The 18,815-nt window shown below is 58.0% G+C and carries 16 protein-coding genes; 6 read left to right on the top strand and 10 right to left on the bottom strand.

Translation table 11 applies throughout. The features are described from left to right. Positions 1–24 precede the first annotated feature (24 nt). From F3H58_RS20050 to F3H58_RS20040, 3 genes are read right to left on the bottom strand one after another with little or no spacing between them, the layout of a single operon-like run. Positions 25–1,407 carry a tripartite tricarboxylate transporter permease gene (locus F3H58_RS20050; RefSeq protein WP_149743472.1) on the bottom strand — a complete coding sequence of 461 codons (1,383 nt, stop codon included), beginning with the start codon at positions 1,405–1,407 and terminating at the stop codon, positions 25–27. Between the two features lie 2 nt (positions 1,408–1,409). Continuing rightward, positions 1,410–1,868 carry a hypothetical protein gene (locus tag F3H58_RS20045; RefSeq protein ID WP_149743471.1) on the bottom strand — a complete coding sequence of 153 codons (459 nt, stop codon included), beginning with the start codon at positions 1,866–1,868 and terminating at the stop codon, positions 1,410–1,412. Positions 1,869–1,928: 60 nt separating this feature from the next. Beyond that, the gene (locus tag F3H58_RS20040) at positions 1,929–3,221 is read right to left on the bottom strand and encodes a hydroxymethylglutaryl-CoA reductase, degradative (RefSeq protein WP_149743470.1); all 1,293 of its coding nucleotides are present in this window, start codon (positions 3,219–3,221) and stop codon (positions 1,929–1,931) included. A 125-nt stretch (positions 3,222–3,346) separates the two neighbouring features. Between F3H58_RS20040 and F3H58_RS20035 the strand changes: the two genes are divergently transcribed. The 5 genes from F3H58_RS20035 (at position 3,347) to F3H58_RS20015 (ending at position 9,231) form a co-directional block, all read left to right on the top strand. Continuing rightward, positions 3,347–4,744, top strand: a complete 1,398-nt coding sequence (locus F3H58_RS20035; RefSeq protein ID WP_149743469.1) for an aminotransferase-like domain-containing protein — start codon at positions 3,347–3,349, stop codon at positions 4,742–4,744. Continuing rightward, entirely contained in the window at positions 4,737–5,636 is a 900-nt protein-coding gene (locus F3H58_RS20030; RefSeq protein ID WP_149743468.1) for a hydroxymethylglutaryl-CoA lyase, read from the top strand. Before F3H58_RS20035 ends, F3H58_RS20030 begins: the two co-directional genes overlap by 8 nt. A gap of 120 nt (positions 5,637–5,756) precedes the next feature. Then, positions 5,757–6,167 (top strand): DUF4260 domain-containing protein, encoded by a 411-nt coding sequence (locus tag F3H58_RS20025; RefSeq protein ID WP_149743467.1) that lies wholly within the window; start codon positions 5,757–5,759, stop codon positions 6,165–6,167. A gap of 421 nt (positions 6,168–6,588) precedes the next feature. Continuing rightward, entirely contained in the window at positions 6,589–8,247 is a 1,659-nt protein-coding gene (locus F3H58_RS20020) for a thiamine pyrophosphate-binding protein (protein WP_149743466.1), read from the top strand. A 258-nt stretch (positions 8,248–8,505) separates the two neighbouring features. Beyond that, a complete protein-coding gene (locus tag F3H58_RS20015; RefSeq protein WP_149743465.1) occupies positions 8,506–9,231 on the top strand; it encodes an SDR family NAD(P)-dependent oxidoreductase in 726 nt (241 codons plus the stop codon). 300 nt (positions 9,232–9,531) lie between these two features. Here the strand turns inward: F3H58_RS20015 and opgC are convergent, their stop codons facing one another. Together opgC and F3H58_RS20005 are read right to left on the bottom strand one after the other, a co-directional pair. Further along, complete coding sequence (opgC, locus tag F3H58_RS20010) at positions 9,532–10,737, bottom strand: OpgC domain-containing protein (protein WP_149743464.1); 1,206 nt, start codon at positions 10,735–10,737, stop codon at positions 9,532–9,534. Between the two features lie 308 nt (positions 10,738–11,045). Further along, positions 11,046–12,071: an NAD(P)-dependent oxidoreductase gene (locus F3H58_RS20005; RefSeq protein ID WP_149743463.1), complete on the bottom strand. Its 1,026-nt coding sequence runs from the start codon at positions 12,069–12,071 to the stop codon at positions 11,046–11,048. Between the two features lie 66 nt (positions 12,072–12,137). Here F3H58_RS20005 and F3H58_RS20000 point away from each other — a divergent pair, with 66 nt between their 5' ends. Beyond that, complete coding sequence (locus tag F3H58_RS20000; RefSeq protein WP_286169834.1) at positions 12,138–12,737, top strand: TetR/AcrR family transcriptional regulator; 600 nt, start codon at positions 12,138–12,140, stop codon at positions 12,735–12,737. Positions 12,738–13,180: 443 nt separating this feature from the next. On the opposite strand, the gene F3H58_RS19995 is transcribed toward F3H58_RS20000, so the two are convergent. From F3H58_RS19995 to F3H58_RS27295, 5 genes are all read right to left on the bottom strand, one after another. Further along, positions 13,181–14,713, bottom strand: coding sequence for a SulP family inorganic anion transporter (locus F3H58_RS19995; RefSeq protein WP_149743461.1), 1,533 nt, complete (start codon positions 14,711–14,713; stop codon positions 13,181–13,183). 4 nt (positions 14,714–14,717) lie between these two features. Next, entirely contained in the window at positions 14,718–15,419 is a 702-nt protein-coding gene (locus F3H58_RS19990; RefSeq protein WP_149743460.1) for a carbonic anhydrase, read from the bottom strand. Positions 15,420–16,860: 1,441 nt separating this feature from the next. Next, a complete protein-coding gene (locus F3H58_RS19985; protein ID WP_149743459.1) occupies positions 16,861–17,580 on the bottom strand; it encodes an alpha/beta fold hydrolase in 720 nt (239 codons plus the stop codon). Positions 17,581–17,619: 39 nt separating this feature from the next. After that, positions 17,620–18,420: a phosphoenolpyruvate hydrolase family protein gene (locus tag F3H58_RS19980; protein ID WP_149743458.1), complete on the bottom strand. Its 801-nt coding sequence runs from the start codon at positions 18,418–18,420 to the stop codon at positions 17,620–17,622. Continuing rightward, positions 18,417–18,623, bottom strand: a complete 207-nt coding sequence (locus F3H58_RS27295) for a hypothetical protein (RefSeq protein WP_188128995.1) — start codon at positions 18,621–18,623, stop codon at positions 18,417–18,419. Before F3H58_RS27295 ends, F3H58_RS19980 begins: the two co-directional genes overlap by 4 nt. Positions 18,624–18,815: the final 192 nt, after the last annotated feature.

Raw genomic sequence — 18,815 nt, 5'->3', positions numbered from 1 at the left:
GAAGTTGAAACAGAGACTTAGCGATCAACCGATGAGCTTCATGATCGCCGGCACGCTCAGGATGGCCGCGTAGTAGCCCATAAACTGGACGCCGGTGTTCATGCCCAGCACACGGTAAAGAATGCCTCCAACAAGGCCCACCGTCACAATGACGAGAAGGGCGAGAATTCCACCTTCCCAGAGGCCGATAACCAGCACCAAGCCCACAAACGTCGCGATGATCGCTTCGTGGCTAATATATCTGGCCACGAAAGCGGCAGCGCTGCGCGCATGGTTCATGGCGAACGGATAGGCAATGGCAGTGGCGATCCCGACGGAAAGCAGACCCCAGACAAGAAACTCCGGCACTGACATCATCGTATGCAGGTTGTTGACAGCACCGGTTGCTGTGTCGACGGTAAAACGCGGCGGCGCGTTAAACAGAGGTGCGGCAGGCCCGGCGGCAACCGGGCTGAGGGGCAGACCGAAAGCGATCAGCGGGATAAGCGCCTCGGCAATGTAGGTTGATTCCGTGACCCCATTGCGAACCGCGAGAACCGAGGTCAAGCGGTGGTAGGCGTGCTTGATGCGCGCGCCGACAATCTCGCCGGCGATAACTGTTACGGCAACGGGACTGAAGACAAAAGTCGCGCTCGTCACGGCGGCGGCAGCAGCTGTTGTCGTAACTTGGCTACGGTCGAGAACACGAAAGGGATTAGGAAAATAGCCGCCCCAGCTTCTGACGTCCGGAGCCAGTGTGGTCTGACGTAGTTCGCTACGGTTCATACGTTTCTTCTCGAGGGGAGAGACCGCCGAGACAAGTTCGGCAACCAGCGGTCCAACGGCGATGCCAAGAAAGTAACTGACACCGAGCTTGACGTTGTTGGCGGCCGTAAAGCCCTGAAGAGCAACGATCATCAGCGTGAAAGGTACGAGTGCAATCACCGATGCCCAGCGACCGGCGGAGAAATAAGCGATGATGATCGCTGCGCAGACAAAAAGCCAGGGAGCTGACGCAGTGATGTAGGTGCCGAACGGCGCGAGGATCACGGCGAAGAGAACAGCAAGCGGTACGGCGATAAAGGCGGAGATTACCGACCCGGCCAGCATCTTGCGCAAGGCCACGTGCGGTGCGCCCAGATTGCGAAGTGCCGTTGCCTGCTGGAGCAGGGGCAATGCCATCGTGTCTCCAGGGATGCCAAGAAGCGCAGTCGGAACGGCATGCGTCATATGCTTGGAAATGGCAGCGCACATCCAGAAGGTAAATACCGCTGCCGGCGGAGCGCCAAGCAGGACGACAAGCAGCGTAACCGGGGCAATCGTCGTCGTTTCGTCTGTTCCGGAAATCAGCCCTATGGCGGAAAACAGGATGGCCCCAAGAAGGCCGAGACCAACGGCGAGGATTATTTCATATAGCAGACCCTCCATGTTCAAGCCTCCTTCTTTCCAGAGCGGCGGCCTTGCTCAAAGGTCTGGAAGACCTCGTATAGGCCGACCTGCCGCATCTCCTCGACCACCGCAGGCGGAAGATCACGCACCTTGCCGATCGGGCCGCTCTCCTGTTCTAGTTGCTCAAGCACTTCCGCCTGCCAGGCGCTTGCACCGGCAACATGCTCCGATACCACGCGTTTTGGCGGAAACATCCGGGCGCATATGGCTCCGCTCCCGACGGAACCGACGATCCCGGCCAGCATGGCAAGCGCCTTGCCGACCGCCGGGGTGGCGGCCAGCGGCGCGATGGTGTGCAGGGCGACGAAGTAGACGGCAACGCTTAGGATAGCGCCGATAGTCATGGCCTTGCCGAGTTGTGGACGAGACACCACGTCCCCCCATATCTCGGCTAGCTGTCCCTGCGCGGTTGCGTCCCGCAACGTGGCTGGTTCTGTCATCATGTCCTCCCAGATGTGACAGGCCGGCAACGCTCCTCGTATGCCGGCCCCAATTAGCTCCTACGCGCGCAATTCGGCCAGGATCTCCTCCGCCCTGGTCGTGCGCACATCATGGTCTGCCGCAAGCTGGCGCGCGACCGCATCGATCTCATCGCCTTCGGCGCCTGCGCCTATGGCGATGTTCCGTGCATGCAACGCCATGTGGCCGCGTTGAATGCCCTCGGTGGCCAGCGCTCTCAGCGCGGCCATGTTCTGCGCTAGACCGACGGCCACGGTGACTTCGGCCAGTTCGACGGCGGTTTCGACATTGAGGACCTGAAGCGCCGCTTGTGCGGCGGGATGCGTTTTGGTCGCACCGCCCACAAGCCCAAGCGCCATCGGCATTTCGATCGTGCCGACAAGCGTTCTTTTCGCGCTGATCTCCCAAGTCGTTAAAGAGGTGTAGCGTCCCGAACGCGCGGCATAGGCGTGGGCTCCAGCTTCGATCGCCCGCCAGTCGTTGCCGGTTGCGACGACGACTGGATCGATGCCGTTCATGATGCCTTTGTTGTGTGTCGCGGCACGGTAGGGATCCACCGCCGCGAACTCGTAGGCATCAACGATACCCTCCATCATCCGGAGGCCGGAATACTCCTTTGTCGCCAAAGCCTCTTCGGTCACCTCGATACGCGCACGCGCAAGCCGCAGGTCCGCGAGATTGGACAGGATGCGAAGCCGGACTTCGCCGCCGGTTATCCGCTCGACGATCGGTGCGATCGTCTCCGCCATTGTATTGACGGTGTTGGCTCCCATGGCGTCACGTACGTCCACGAGCAGATGCAGCACGACCATGGCGCCGCGAGAGGTCGACGGAAAAACATGGACTTCGATATCGCGGCATCCACCACCGAATTTCACAAGGACCGGGTCCTTCCCATTGGCTGCGGCGATGATCTCGTCACGTGCCGCAAGGATCGCCAGGCGGGCGCCGAACGGATCGGACGTGCCAAGGACCTGAACCTGGGCGCGCATGATCGGCGCCGTCGATGATGTCTGGAACCCACCGCACCCGCGCACGATGCGTGCCATATAAGAAGCCGCGGCCACAACGGAGGGCTCTTCAACAGCCATCGGAACAAGATAGTCTTTTCCGTTGACCAGGAAATTTGTGGCGACGCCGAGCGGCAGCTGGAATGTGCCGATGACATTTTCGATCATCCCGTTGGCGAGCGAAACCGGCAACGCATCTGTCGAGCCGAGGACAGCGCGTGCGGCTTCATCGAGTGAAGTCGCCGCTGCCACTTGCGCCAGTCGTTCCGCCGGAGACAGATTGCGCATGTTCTCGATACGCGACGTGGCGGTCTTTTTTGTCATGGCTCTCTCCCAAACCAATGAATGCCTGCTTGCAGTCGCCGCAAACTGTCCTAAAATGACCGTGAGATTCAAGGGACAGTTGTCTGAAATATTCGGGGCACTGTCCCAAATAAAGAGCGGGACAATTGACGCGCGTCGATAAGGTCGTTGCACATCTGAGTTCGCAGATTGCCTCCGGAATTTACCGGCCGGGGCAAAAGCTGCCGTCCGTCAGAGGTGGCGCCGAGCAGTTCGGCGTTTCAAAGAACACCATGGCCGAGGCGTTTGATCGACTTGTTGCGCGTGGCCTCGTTCTCTCGCGGCAGGGCTCTGGTTATTACGTCTCCGAGAACCGGCCAACGGGCGTGCCGAAGGTCAAGCCCGACGTCACCGAGGCGATGAGCATCATGTCGCTGTTACGCGAGCAGCTTGACCAGAACTACCAGACGCGGCCGGGCGACGGTCGTCCGCCAGCGAGCTGGACGGAAGATGCAGACATGCGCCGCATATTGCGCACAAGCCGCAATGCAACGGCCGAGGTCGATTTCGGCTACGGCAGCAGCTGGGGCCTTGGCCCGCTGCGCGAATGGCTTCGCATGTCGCTTGCCGAGCGCTCCATAACCGCCGAGGCGGATGGCGTGATGCTCACGAGCGGCGTCAATCATGGCCTTGATCTCATCATTCGTCAGTTCCTGGAGCCGGGTGATACCGTCTTCGTTGACAGCCCGGGTTACTACCCGCTCTTTGCCAAGCTGCGTCTTGCCAAGGCCAATGTCATCCCCATCCGGCGGCTGGAGGACGGGCCGGACCTCGACGATATGCGCCAGAAGCTGATGGTGCATCATCCAAAGCTCTTTTTCACGCAGAGCCAGGCGCACAATCCGACGGGCGGGACGCTGTCTCCCGCCCATGCATTCAGCCTGCTACAGATGGCGGAAGTGCATGATTTCCGGCTGGTTGAGGATGACATATTTGCCGACCTGATCCCCCCGACATTGCCGCGCCTGGCGGCCTTCGGCCAGCAGCAGCGTGTTCTCTATGTCGGCTCGTTTTCCAAGACGCTGTCGGCCAGCTTGCGTTGCGGCTATATCGCAGGCGCTGCGGACACGATCCGCAGCCTGGTCGATCTCAAGATGATCACCATGGTTGCCACGTCGCTACATGTCGAACGGGTGGTGCTGGAGATGATCGAGAGCGGCCAGTATCTGAAAAATCTGCGGCGACTGCGCGGCTGGATCGAGGAGGGGGCAAAGGCCACAGCTCAGGCGCTCGGCGAGGTCGGCCTCGACATCTCCCTGCCGAAAGCGCAGGGCTTCTACCTGTGGGTTCCGCTTCCTGTCGGCATCGATGAAGCCGCCTTCTGTCGTCGTGCTGCGGAGGCCAATATTTTCGTCGCACCGGCGACCGTCTTCCATGTCGACCGTGATGTTCCGGTGAGGCCTGCAATGCGTGTCAACGTTGCCTATGGCTCGGACCCCAGGTTTTGCGCCTTTCTGCGCGACGAAGTGAGGAACAGCAGGAATATTGGAGAGAAGAATGGATAGTGTTCGCCTGGTCGAAGTCGGTCCGCGTGACGGATTGCAGAACGAGACGCGCGCCCTTGGCGTCGCCCAGCGGGTGCAGTTGATCGAAGGTCTGATCGACGCCGGACTGAAGACAATCGAGGTCGGCAGCTTCGTCTCACCCAGATGGGTGCCGCAGATGGCGGGTTCAGCCGAGGTTCTCACGGCGCTCGGGCGGCGTCAGGGCGTGACGTTCCAGATGCTGGTTCCGAACATGAAGGGTTTCGAGGCGGCGCGCGATGCGGGGACGGAGGAGATCGCAATTTTCGCCTCTGCATCCGAGAGCTTTTCCCAGAAGAATATCAATTGCTCTATCGGGGAAAGTTTCGGTCGCTTTGCGCCGGTTCTGGAAGGCGCCAGAGAAGCAGGTATGCGCGTGCGCGGCTACGTGTCCTGTGTTCTCGGCTGTCCCTATGAAGGCAGGGTATCGCTTCATGCGGTGGTCTCTGTCGCTCGAAGGCTCCATGATCTTGGTTGCTACGAGGTCTCGCTTGGCGACACGATCGGGACGGGAACACCAAAGGCCGCCGCCGAAATGGTTCGGGCCGTGGCCGAGGAAATGCCGATTACAGCCATCGCTCTCCACGAGCATAACACCTACGGGCAGGCGCTTGCCAATATCCTTGCATGCCTTGAAGCGGGGGTGACCACGTTTGACGCGTCCGTCGGTGGCTTGGGGGGGTGTCCCTATGCCAAGGGAGCGACGGGAAATGTTGCGACCGAGGAACTCGTCTATATGCTTGAGGGTCTGGGTTTGTCGACGGGTGTCGATCTTCCAAAACTGTCGAAGGTCGCAGCCTCTGTCTCAAGCCAGTTGGGCCGCAATAACCCGATCTCATTTGATTTCTTGCCCTCGAAATGGACAGGAATTTGAGTCAATCCGCCTGAGATGCTCATCGGCGTTCCAAGTAGAGACGAATCGCAGGCAGTAGAAATTGTCTCATTTTGCACGTCACAGGGCGCTGCTATCAATGCGCACAATGGAGATGATGATATGACAGGTTCTGTCACTGGAGCACCCAAAGCGCTTCTTCGCCTTGAGGGGCTAGGGGTATTTGTTGCCGCCACGGTTTTTTATGCGAAGCTCGACGCGACCTGGTGGCTATTTGCCGCTGTAATCGTTGCCCCCGACCTGTCAATGATCGGCTACCTCGCCAACAAAAGAGTTGGTGCCGCACTTTATAACGCAGCTCACTGGTACGTCCCGCCGCTCGCATTGATCGCGGGGGGAATTGTTGGGCATGAAACTCTGCTGGTGAATTTCGGGCTGGTGTGGGCAGCCCATATCGGCTTGGACCGAGCGCTCGGCTACGGGCTTAAATACGGAGAAGGATTTGGGGTGACACATCTAGAGACAATGCGGGGAAGGTTGTCGCAGGTGGTTGAAAAGTCCCGTTTCGATTAGGCTTGTCCCTGACAGTCGTGATCGCGGTGCGGGCTTTACGTCGTCACGGGAAAATCCTGCGACAGAGCAGTCATATGCTTGCCATGCGAAAGCTGTGGACCGGATCGAAGGGGCCGACTTTCGTGAAAGGAGGTTGTCAGGAATACATTTGTTGCGCCACCCCGCTCGCGGCATATTTTCCCGGCACGGGCGTGTTAACGCTGGTTCGATGATCATTCCCTGACAGCTTGATGATGCCGACCGAGATCGCGTTTGGCTGAATTCATGGGATCTATGAAACCTCGTGGAACAGCCCCAGCCCTCCCTTTTCAGGATCTCTTGATGACCACATCCCGAGTAGCTACGTGCAGGGTACGCTCAGTTGCCATCGCCCCGAAAGGATACAGCCGGGACCCCGGCTTTTGATAGCCAGGAACATAGAATGACCACAGGATCCGAGTTGTTTTTAGGGGTGCTCAGCGGCGCCGGCGTTAAGTACATATTCGGTAACCCCGGAACGACCGAAATGCCGATCATGCACGCGCTCCGGCAATTTCCGGAAGTCCAATACATTCTCGGTCTCCAAGAAACATCTGTTGTTGCAATGGCAGATGGCTACGCCAAAGCCAGCCGGAGGCCCGCTGTCGCCAACCTTCACACGGCCGGCGGTTTGGGGCATGCCATGGGAGCACTGCTGCACTCCAAAATCGCCAAGACGCCCATGCTGGTCACCGTGGGTCAGCAAGACACGCGGCACAGTTTTAGTGACCCGCTACTTTATGGTGACGCGCTCGGGATGGCTGAGCCGGCGGTAAAGTGGGCGAGGGAAGCTCTCCATCCCGATCAAATTGCCCCCCTTGCGAGGCGAGCGCTTCAAGCTACGATGACGCCGCCCCTTGGCCCTGTCTTCCTTTCTCTGCCTATTGACGTTCTAACCGGTGAGACATCAGCCGCTGCAGGAGCACCCTCGACAATAAACCTCGCTGCTGTTGCAGGTGGGCTCGAAGACCTGGCGAAAGCTTTGGCCGTCTTCCAGCCGGGTCAGCTAGCAGTCATCGCCACGGACGAGGTCGATGCCGACGGCGCGACTACGCAACTCGTCGAACTCGCTGAGATTCTTGGCGCCCCAGTCTATGGCCCCTCTTGGCCGGGTGGAATGTCTTTTCCTGCGGTCCATCCCCTTTGGAAAGGAAACCTCCCAACGACCGCCGCAGACATGCGTGTCCTGTTGTCAGAGCTGGAGGCCGTACTGGTGGTCGGCGACAATCCATTCGTTTCTTACCTCTATAGTGACGGACCGGCAGTTCCCCAAAGCTGCAAGATCTTTCAGCTTACCCATGATGGCTCCGAGGCCGGGCGAACGTATTCCACGGAACTTGCATGCGTCGGCGAGCTGACGGCATCGCTGAAGGCTCTGGTTCCGCTTCTTGTCGATGCGGCACGGCATCATAAACAGGCTGCAGACGCCGTTCGAGCATTTGCCGTAGTGGAACGAAGGAAGCGGATAGCGTCCCTGACTGCGCGGATTGCGGAGGAAAGACACCACACGCCCATTTCCCCACGCGTCGCCGCAGGGGAAGTGCTGGGGGCGCTGAGCCAGGATGTCATCGTGGTGGATGAGGCGCCAGCCACCATGATGCACGTTAGAGGGTCCCTTGAGCAAACTCCTGTCCGCCGCTACTTGTTTATGCGAAGCGCAATTCTAGGATGGGGGTTACCAGCCGCGGTGGGAGTATCTCTCGGGACGAACTACTCACCCGTCGTCGCCCTTCTGGGAGACGGTTCTGCACTTTATGCGCCTCAAGCCCTTTGGACAGCGGCCAGGTTGCGTGTCCCGGTCACGTTCGTGATCATGAATAATTCCGAGTACAATATTCTCAAGCGATATTCGGTGGCCCAGGGATACGAGAAAGGCGGCAACTCAACGATCGCAGGAATGGAGTTGACGGATCCGGCGATCGACTTCGCGGCCCTCGCGAAAGCATTTGGCGTGGTATCGCAGCGTGTGACATACGCCGACGAAATTGCGCCAGCTATTCGCAAAGGTCTGACTTCGGGCCAGCCCAATCTCGTGGAAATCGTTATAGGAACATCCGGATGACGCGTGGCCATGGGAATAGCAGCCGCAGTGAGATCTTCAGCTGTTGCAATCTTCGCCCCATAGTCGGTTTGAAGGCACCCGCTGGCTGCGCCTGGTAGCCGTCAAGGGCCGGATCACCTGACATGACATCGACGCCGCCAGGTCCGCCTTAAGAAAATGCTTCGTGCAATCAGTGAAGCGCTGAATGATGTGGCTAGCCAGCCGTAGGCTGTCTACGATCAGCTCCTCATTAACCCCGAAAAAAGGTCGTAGGTGATCATGCAACGTTCCCACAACCCATTTGCCAAGGTGATTCTAATCACGGGCGCCGGCCGCGGCATTGGTGCCGCGCTGGCAAAAGCTGCCGCGGCTGAAGGTCACTATATCGCGGCGAATTATCGGTCTGAGAGCGACGAGCTCGAGCAACTGATATCTGGCCTGAAAGGCGGCGTGGGCATTCGCGCGGATGTCAGCATCGCGGAAGATGTGCAACGTCTGATCAAAGAGACGCTGGCCCACTTCGGCCGCATTGATTGCGTGATCAACAACGCTGGCATCGGCGAAGTATGCCCAATCGACCGTCTTGATCTCGCGCTGTTCCAAAGGACGATCCATGCTAACCTGACGAGTGCGTTCTTAGTCTCGCAGGCTGCGTGGCCTCATATGACGCGGGATGGTGGCCGGCTTATTTTCATGTCGTCCGCCGCCGCCCGCACCGGCGGGGGGCTTTCAGCCGCCTATGCTGCATCTAAAGGCGGAGTGGAGAGCTTGATGCACGCCTATGCCAGCGCTCTACGCCCGCACCGGATCACGGCGAATGCCATCGCGCCTGCTCTGATCGAGAGCAGAATGGCCGGTGCAATTGATGCCGGTCCAACCGAAAAACTGCCTTTGGGTCGCTTAGGACGAGCTGAAGAGCTTTGGCCAGCAACACGGATGATCATAGAGACCGAATATCTGACGGGGCAGACCATCCATGTCGATGCCGGTAGATATATGACCTGATGCATGCGGAGGGGCGCACTTAATCGGCTGTGTTCCGCCGCAAAGGGTTCAATCCGCAGGAATGCCGTCGATCGGGTCCCGCTTGAGAGGCGCCAGTCGCAGATACTCAGGGTCGACACCTGAACGCCGAACGCAAACACTCTGTCCCGGGTCCGCGAAGCTAGTCGGGGCTTGCAATCATTTTTCCGCGTGGAGCTCTTTTTCGGCGCGGGGCAATATTGGTCTTCGTGGACAACGCGAGGCTAAAGACGCTTGCGGTCCGTGGCCCGCACGCTCAGTTAACACGACATTTCTAACAGATCAGCTCTGTTCCGCGCTTGGTATGCGCAAAGCTATCAGCATCTTCACGAATGATGTTATCTTCGCCTGAAGGGATCTGACAACGGTGGACAGTCTTCCCCTGTGTCGCATTTCCCGATCGAACAGGTAACTCAGGCCGATAATGACCATGCTTATGAATACGGCTTGCAGAGCGGCCGATCCACGGGTGTCCGGCGTATCACGCCACGCGTAAAGTATCATGTTGCCAAAGGCGAAGGTAAAGAGGCTGCTGCGCCCAAAAAAAACGAGCTTTTCCAGTGGTTTTTGGCCCTTGTCCGACAAACCTTGAGTGGCGAGCACGGCCAAGGAAGTAAGAGAAACAGCGCCGCAAAACCCGGCAGCAAAATAAAGCGGATCGCTATCCATTCGCAGCGACATGTCGCCGAGTTCCGCGAGCAGCCCCTCACGGCTCAAGAAAGCACCGATTGGGACCGCCAGAGCTGAGGCGGCCAGCAGGAATGACGCTCTTTTTGCAATACCGCTCGTTGTTTCAGAACACGCGGCCCGGTCGCCTGCGATAAGCCTTCCAAACGCCATCCCTCCGATGATAAGGCTTAGTCCATGAAGGACCGATGGCCCGCCAAGCTTACCGTCGCCAATACCGAACAAGAACGTTGCTACTCTTTCTGCGTTCATGCTCATCTGGAAATCAATAGGGCTCGGCATCTCCCGAAGCGCCGGGTGAACTAGATGCACCGCAACTGCGGCCAAGAGAAGCGGTAGCAGGCCGGTTTTGGTGCGCAACAGCAACAAGATTGGGGCGAGGAAAAGAACGACGGCATAGAATTTCAGGATGTCGGTGAATGGTGTAACTCCGAGGAGCATCATGGTCGCGATCGAGAATTTCAGCGAATATCCGTCCGGGACAAGGTACAGCACCACGACCGACAGGCAGTATAGCAGCCAGCATTGGACGGCACGCGAAACAAGCCGCGCAGTAACAGCCCCCTGTTCACCTTGAAGGAATTTGGGCCGGTAGATGATCTCGAGCATCGTGCCGAAAAGCAGAATGAAGGTCGGCGTCGCCAGCGCCATCAGCGCACGCAGAAAGTCTGCAGATGGGCCACTCCAGAATTGATCCATTGCGGTAACGACCCAGACATGACTGAGCATTGCAAAAAAAATAGCGATCGAACGGGTTAGGTCTATCCCGATGATCCTCGAATTCGCTGCGGTTTCCGTCATGAAAAGCACTTTCAACCGAATTTCAGGACATTGCGACGCAACAAGGCTACAGGACTGGAGGACGCTCCGGCAATCGTTAATACTGCCCAGGCGGCCTTGGTGACTGCTTCAGCCCGGAAGCTTTCGTCACAACTTGAAACCGCTCGCCAGTTAGACCGCCTTTCCCTGCTCCTGCCTTAGCGGTCCGCAACGCATGTTGGTGAAGCGCAGCTGACCAGTCAGACGCCGCCTGTCACGGAATGGTGCCACCTGGGCATTGGCCAAAGTGTTCGGAGCTACGGATATCGGGTATCCGTCCGTTGACGTCATTATGGGAGTGGCTCCAGTTCAAGGACCCGTCCGCCGGAGCCGTGCAGCCGGTCGAGGTAAGTCGAGTGTTCAATAAGCTGGGCAGGAAAATAGAGACCTGGTCGGGGTGCTTCGGTGGCGAGGCCAGCCAGACGTTCGAGAACGAGTGCGACGCCCAGGCCGGTCAACGGCATCTGCCCAGCTGGATGAACAATCGCATACCGCTTGCTGAGGGGTCTGCCTACGTGGTCCTGGCCCCGAAGATTGATGATGATTTCAGTCGATACCGCGCCACCTTTACGACGGGACGAACTCATCCCGACGGCAAGATCAAATCGGACGTTAGGTGCCCCCGTTGCGTTCGCCAACAGTAAGACATCGTTCGGCGAGAAGGCATTCGCGTCCAGTTCTGTCCCGTCAACCGCGCGCACCTTGGACGCCGTGTCATCGCCGCTGAGCCAACGCCAGGCTCCATCCTTTCGGATGAGAGCCATGGCACCTGCATAGATCTGCCGTTCAAGATCTGCATTTGCCGCCGGTCCGAACACATCCTCTTCGTCGAGGACGGCTTCGATGCGAACTTCTTCCAGATGGCCGAATTCCTGGCCAAACAAAATGGAAGGTACGCTCGTCGCACCGACCAGCCACTCTGTACCAAGGACGACCGGCGCCGCCGAAGGCCAATGTATGAAAGACGCTACGTCCAGGCCTAGTTCGCCAATGGCCGGCGAAATGCTTATGTGCCCAGCCTGTCTTCGCTGAGCCCATCGGAGGGCTGCCCCCGTGTCATCGGAGAAGAGGGTTGCGACGGCCGAGGGGCGGAGTTCGCCGAGGCCCAGGTCGGAAGCTGCAAGATCGACCACGACCGGAGACGCGCCGCCGACAGTATCCGCCGCCCGGCGCGCGCGTTCGTCGTTGCGGCCCGCAATGACGATCGGCACGTCCGGATGGAACTCACGCAGGAACCGAGCAGCCCAGCGACCGACCTCGCCGGCGCCGCCAATAATCAAAACTGGCTTTTGCGATCTCTCGACAAGTTTTGACACGTAGGCACCCTTAGGATAACAATATCTACTAATAGTAGGTTACTAAAAGTAGGTATGCAGGTGAAAATGACAGAAGTCAAGGTCGATCATCGCACTACGGGACGTCTTTCAAAGACTGAACGGCGCGAGCAGTTGCTGAAAATCGCCCGCTTGATCGTCCGGGAGGAGGGCGCTGATAGACTGACATTGGGTCACTTGGCAGCGAGGGCAGGCGTCTCGAAGCCAGTCACCTATGATCATTTCGAAACCAGAACGGGCCTTTTGATTGAACTCTATCGCTGGATTGACGCCGAGCGCATCACTGCGTTTCGGACGGCTATGACTGAGGGTCATTTGACAACAAAGGAGACGATCGCGGCGTTGGCGCAAACCTATCTTGCTTGCGGGAGCGATCAGGGGGACGAGTTTCATACAGTTGGGGCTGCACTCGTCGGAAGCGAGGAAAAGGCTAGTGTCTACAAAGAACTCTTAGACAATGTGATCGCGATGTTCGTGGACGTTCTGCGACCTCACTCGGGGTTAGATGACACATCGCTTTCAATTGCAAGCGTGGCCTTGGTTGCGGCCGGCGACGCTCTGACAAGTGCGGTCAACCGCGAACATTGCTCCGGTGATGAGGCTGCGAAGGTGTTTACCACGCTCATCGCAGGGGTGGCATATGACTAAGCCCGAGAGGAGATTACGCGATCTTCGGTTACTCGCTTTGGTGGGCGCGCAATGGGCCGTTTTCCGTCTGCGAACGATTTACGATCCTTCGGCTGCGAACTTACTTCAGGTGATCCTTCATGGAACCGAGTCATCCGCGTTGCCAGGGCGGTCCGCTCCTATGCCGCCATTTGCATCTCTGAGTGATGGCGAGATTGCTGATCTTGTAAACTTCATGCGCCGTTACGTCGGCTCCGGGGAAAGAAAATTGGTGCAGGAGATGTCGCGAATATAAGCATTGATGATGGTGGACAATACCGGAACTGCGCCCGCAGGATCGTGAGACTTTCTCTTCGCAAGCCGCTGCACGACTGTAGTTCTTTTGCTTGAGGCCAAAATCGGCACCACCCCGATTCCATCGGGATGGTTTAACGATTCGAAGTGACTGCGACCTTCTTCATGCGCTAGGCCGCGTTGCGCGCCTCGTTTTGATAGCGCCTGAACATCGAGATGATCCGCGGATGCGTCCCGTCGCGTACATTGGCGACGATCTCAACCAGGCGTCCTGTCCGACTTTCACGCTTTACCCAGTCGCTTATCGTTTCTGCGCAGGTATGGTCAAGGTAGCCCAGATCTCGTCCAGCAAGCCTGATGTTGCGGTTTGCCGGTAAACCTTCCAGAGCAGTTAACAGAGCCGGCACATCCTTGCACGTTGCCGAGCCGCCAAGCCGAACGGAAATGGTTTCTCCTTCTTCCGCGCTGTCGATCCGGAGCCTGTTGCGCAGATAGGGCAGCACTTCCATCAAGGAGAGTGCGAAGCCGAGACCGACTCCAACAAGGAGGTCCTGAGTTACCACCAAAGTCACCGTGACCAGCCAAATTGCCACAGGAAGCCAACCATGATGATCAAAGAGATGGCGCACGTGGTGCAGGCTGATCAGACGCCAGCCGGTCACCAGCAAAACCGCTGCAAGCGCAGTTAGCGGTACCAGGCCGAGGAGCTGGGGCAGAAGCGCAACAAGCGCCAGCACCCAGACGCCGTGCATGATCGCCGACGCCCGCGTCTTTGCTCCCGCCTGGATGTTCGCCGACGAGCGGACGATAACACCTGTTATCGGCAAAGCACCCAGCATGCCGCAAATACCGTTGCCCAAGCCCTGCGCGAATAACTCCTTGTTGAAGCGCGTACGAGGCCCGTCATGCATCCGGTCGACCGCAGCAGCTGACAGAAGCGTTTCTGCACTGGCGATAACTGCGATCACCAACACGGTGGCAAAAATGCCCGGCTCTGCCAGCCGTAGAAAATCAGCGACAGCCGGCGTGGAAATTCCTTCTGCAAGCGATGCCGGAAGTGTGACGCGAGCAATAGGCAGGTTCAGTACAACTGTGACGATTGTTCCAAAGGCGACGCCGATAAGAGCTCCGGGAAGAAGTCTTAGCGAGGCTGGCCGAAACTTCTCCCAAGCGACCATTGCGACGAGCGATGCAAGCCCAACTATCAGCGCCAGCGCCTCGTTGGTGATGCCGTTGCTCCAAAGGTTACCAACGCTGTCGGTGATCGCTACGACATTTTCGATCCCTCCCGCAGCTGGTCTGGCATCCATAAGCACGTGCGTCTGACCAAGGATGATCAGGATGCCGATGCCTGCCAGCATGCCGTGAACCACGGCGGGAGAGATTGCGCGGAACCATGAGCCGATCTTGAGGAAGCCCGCAAGAACTTGCAAAGCTCCGGCAGCGACAAGAACAGGCCCCAGCGCTGACACGCCATATTGCTCCACAAAACCAAAGACGATCACGGCCAAGCCCGCAGCGGGTCCGGAAACCTGCAACGGGGAGCCGGCCAGAGTGCCGACGACGATCCCGCCGACGATGCCTGAGACGAGACCCATAGCAACCGGGACGCCGGAGGCAATCGCGATGCCAAGGCAGAGCGGGATGGCGACGAGAAACACGACGATAGAAGCAGCGATGTCATTAAAAGATATCGGTTTCATTGATCTACTCCGCTGCGATTGTGTTGAAGGCTTCAATAACCTGAGTTACTCCGCGACCAGAGACAGCAACGGGCAGAGGTTTCCCATCTTCGATTTCGGTAAAGCGGCTTGCGGCACCGTCATAGACGAGGACACTTCCGGTCTCGATGTCAAAGAACCAGCCGTGCAGGCTGACCTCATTGGTGGCAAGCTTTGCTGCGACCGAGGGATGGGTGCGCAGGTGATCGAGCTGCACCACGACATTTTCCATTGCAACAGCGCGGATGCGATCTTTCTCGCCGAGGTTCGTTGGATAGGCTTCGCAGACGATGGAATATGCCGCGTGGCTGTGTTTGAGCCAGGCCGCGACGTTCGGCATTGGTCCAAGCAGCTCCGGATGGCAAAGTCCTTTCATTGCCCCGCAGTCTGAATGGCCGCAAACGATGACGTCGCTGATGCCCAGCGCCACAACGGCATATTCGATAGCAGAGGAAACGCCGCCATTGGCTGTCTGGAATGGCGGCACAATGTTGCCGGCATTCCGGCAAACGAAGAGTTCACCCGGACCCGACTGCGTGATTGTCTCGGGCATAACGCGGCTGTCGGCACAAGAAATCATGAGTGCCTGTGGCTGCTGCCCCTCACGTGCCAGTTTGCGATAGAGTGCGGAGTGCTCGGGGAAAACCGAGCCTCGAAAATGCGAGATCCCTTTAGATAGATTTGCCATTTTTCAAACCCTTGTTCATGCCGGCTGATGGCGACGTCACACCGGCTCGTTGCTGGACGCGAGTTACTTCGCATTTGCGAGATGAGCAGCGATGAGTGAGAAAAATAGGGCACGACTACATTTTTCTCCTTCGCCTAAATCACAATCATGAGAGGTGAACGTGTAGTCGCGTTTGAACGTCATCGAACGCGTAAATGGCTTGCGGGCTATCGCAGATGGCTCGCCTAATCCACTAATAAATAAGCGATAATTGTGATGATATTGATGCGCAACAGTGCGCCCGCGAGCCCTATGCTCGCAGAGACTTCCGAACCAAGCGGGAATGTGCATTCTCAATCAAAGCGAGTATATTGCAATGCAGTATTGGGCCGTTCGGCTTGTCTTCGTTTTTTGCGTTGACTGGGTGCAGGAGGTAAAAGTTTTGCTCGAGCGTCAGCGTGTACCGCCCTCCGTCGCATTGGTTGCCTACCATCTTTTAAAATGGCTAGAGCGGAAACTTCGTGCGGCGCTCGATTGGCAACCTCTCGAATAGCAATATGCCTCTTATTAAGGCGAGGCGACATGCCTGAAGATGCAAAAATCTTGCCCGATTCTCTAAGAAGAGCGACAATAGCGATCTACAAGATTGCCGGGGAAAAGAGTTGGCGAACATCTTCAGTGACCTGATGGGGCGCGTTGCAGCTCATGCGTTCGTCCACTACCGCGTCGGTTAGCTAATGCTCTTGGTTCACGTGTAGTCAGGCGACCAAGAAGTTCAGCGTCAGGCCCGTTCCGATAGCGGCGACTACAAGAAAGACGTCGGCTAGGAGAGTTCGGACAATGCTATGACGCTCCGGTTGCAAGCGGCTCAGGTAGTCCTCTCGGAAATCATCCATAAGGGTTTCCTTTCAAGTTTCAGATCAATAACGAAGCCATGGCGCTTGGCGCTAATCGATCCGCTTCGACTGACGGAACTTACCTTGAGGGCGTCGCACAAGTTTCTCAATGTTGGGTCAAAACTGTAACCAAGTGTAGCAGTGGGGCGGTCGGCCGAGGCTAAGTTCATGTCGATTCCACGAGGGTTAGGTTGGCTTCCTATGCAACGACCTGTCGGCAACCAATTCACCGAACTTGTAGAAGATCCGGCCCGGTTCGAAACGAAAGATACAAGTGCCGAGTGCCGGTCATTTCGAAAGCGGATACTCCGGAGGCATGATGGGTAGGGATATTATCTCACTTCAAAACCGGCCTCGAGAGCGGGGCGGCTCGTATCTGGAATAAGCCCCATCCTTGTTATCAGATAATGCCCTAACCAAGCGGCGCCCGGCCCTGCCAAGTTTCGATCGCGTAAGCACATGACAGCGAGCGGAACAGGGAGCAATGTGGCGCGGCTCGAAGCAGCCGTGCGGCAGCGGAAGACTTGCGTGTCACCCTCTCGCTGCTGCTCGGGTGCTCTGATCGATTAGCTGCTCCAGAAGGTGTTCAGTGCCGTCGCCATCTCATCGGGGCGCTGGAGTGGATACCAGTGACCCGCGTCGAGCAGTACCAGCTCGCGCGCCCGGATGTCGCCCGCCAGTGCCTCCGCCATCTCCGGCGGAACCGGTCGATCCTTTCGACCGTGAATGACTAGCGCCGGGGCGGTTATGTTGGCGAGGCCTGGCTGCCATTCACGCCCGACGTTCAGCGCCGAGCGGTAAAGCCGCAGGATACAGTCTCCCATCCGGCCGTCCACGTCCGCGACGATGCGATTGGCGTCGGCCGATGACGATCCGTCCTCTAACAGACGTGTCGCCATCGCAGCACGGTCAAGGTCGGCGAAGTACGCTTCGCCCTCGCCTGGAGTCTGCCAGATCCTCGCCAAGGGATGCCACGGATGGCCGGCATTGATCGCGCAGCCGCCGCCCGCCCAGCTCCGCACCAAATCGGGCCGTAGCGACGCTAAGCGAAGGGTCATGATCGCTCCCCAATCGTGCGCCACCAGATCGACCGGCTCGCCGACTGTTTCAATGCGCGTTATCAACCAGTCGACATAAGCCTCCTTTGATGCATCGAAGCCATCGGGAACAGCTGACGAGAATCCCGGCAGGTCGACGGCAATGATGTCTTTCCGGCTGAGCCTTTCGATGACGGGCTCCCATAGCCGGTGCGTCTCGGGGACGCCGTGCACGAAAAAGGCGGGCATGCTGATCTCCTTGCTACGAACTGCGCCATATCTGGGCTTTCAGTCGATTTTGATTGACTTGAATTCGTCACAGGCCTTTTTCAACGCGAGTTCGATAGGGATGCGCTCAAAGCTGGAGGCCGCCACGAAGCCCACGGCCTTGGAGTGTACGTTCACATATTCCGCGTCTTCGGCCGTCGAAATCGGGCCGCCATGTGAAAGCAGAATGACATTGGGATCGGTACCCAGGGCTGCATCGAAGATCTCACCGATACGAGTGATGGCGGCGTCCATCCCGATGGCGCTCTTCGAACCTATGTCGCCGCCGATTGTCAGTCCCATATGGCCGACGATCACATCGACGCCGGCTTCGGCCATCGCACGCGCATCCTCGGGGTTATAAACGTAGGCGAGGGTAACGAGGTCGCGCTCCCGCGCCTTGCGCATCATATCCACTTCGCAGGCAAAGCCGAGGCCGGCATTTTCCAGGTCGATCCGATAATTGCTGTTCTCGTGCCGGCTGAGTGTCGGAAAATTGATGACGCCGGAATAGCCGATTGCCTTGACCTCATCGAGAAGGTCGTCGATGTCACGCGTCGGATCTATGCCATAGACGCCCGCGATTACTGGTATGGTTCGTTTTTTCGGCATGATGGCTTGGCGCCCGAGCCGCAGCATTATTTCATTGGCGTCCCCCACCGGGATTGCGCCGACCAAGCTGGGCAGCCCATTGACGCGGTAATAACCCGAATTGTAGACGACGATAAGATCCGCTCCACCGAGCTCGGCGCAACGTGCCGAAAGGCCGTTCCCGGCTCCAACAGCAAGGATCGAGCGGCCGCCCTCAGTTTCAGCTTTCAAGCGCTGAAGAACTTCGTAAGGACGCGCGAGTCGTTACCCTGTCCAGTATCGCCGCTCGCGCTGGATTGATTGATTTCGAGGATCTGCAGGCAGAACGGCACTACGCTCTGCGGCAGAGGATCGGTGCGTTCATCTGCGAGTAGCCGGCCGATGGGGTGACTTTCATTCGACCAGTCGCGATGTTGCGCGGAGTTTTCCGTCAAGTCAGCACTCCAAAGAGTGTTTGTCAGTTCAGCGGGTCGGGTCAGCGTGCCATCATCCACCGGTCAGTTCCATAAGATACCTTATGCGATCTAAATATGTAGCCGCAAAGTTAAAGTGTCCTGTTTCTGCAAAGTTGGAATGTCACACTCCCCGGGTCTGAACGATGCCTGGGAGATGCAGATGGGATTGAT

Origin of the sequence: Rhizobium sp. NFACC06-2 (assembly GCF_900101425.1) — a bacterium.
Classification (GTDB): Bacteria; Pseudomonadota; Alphaproteobacteria; order Rhizobiales; family Rhizobiaceae; genus Agrobacterium; species Agrobacterium leguminum.
The sequence above is the reverse complement of the archived record's forward strand: the minus strand, read 5'-3'. Positions and strand labels throughout refer to the sequence as shown.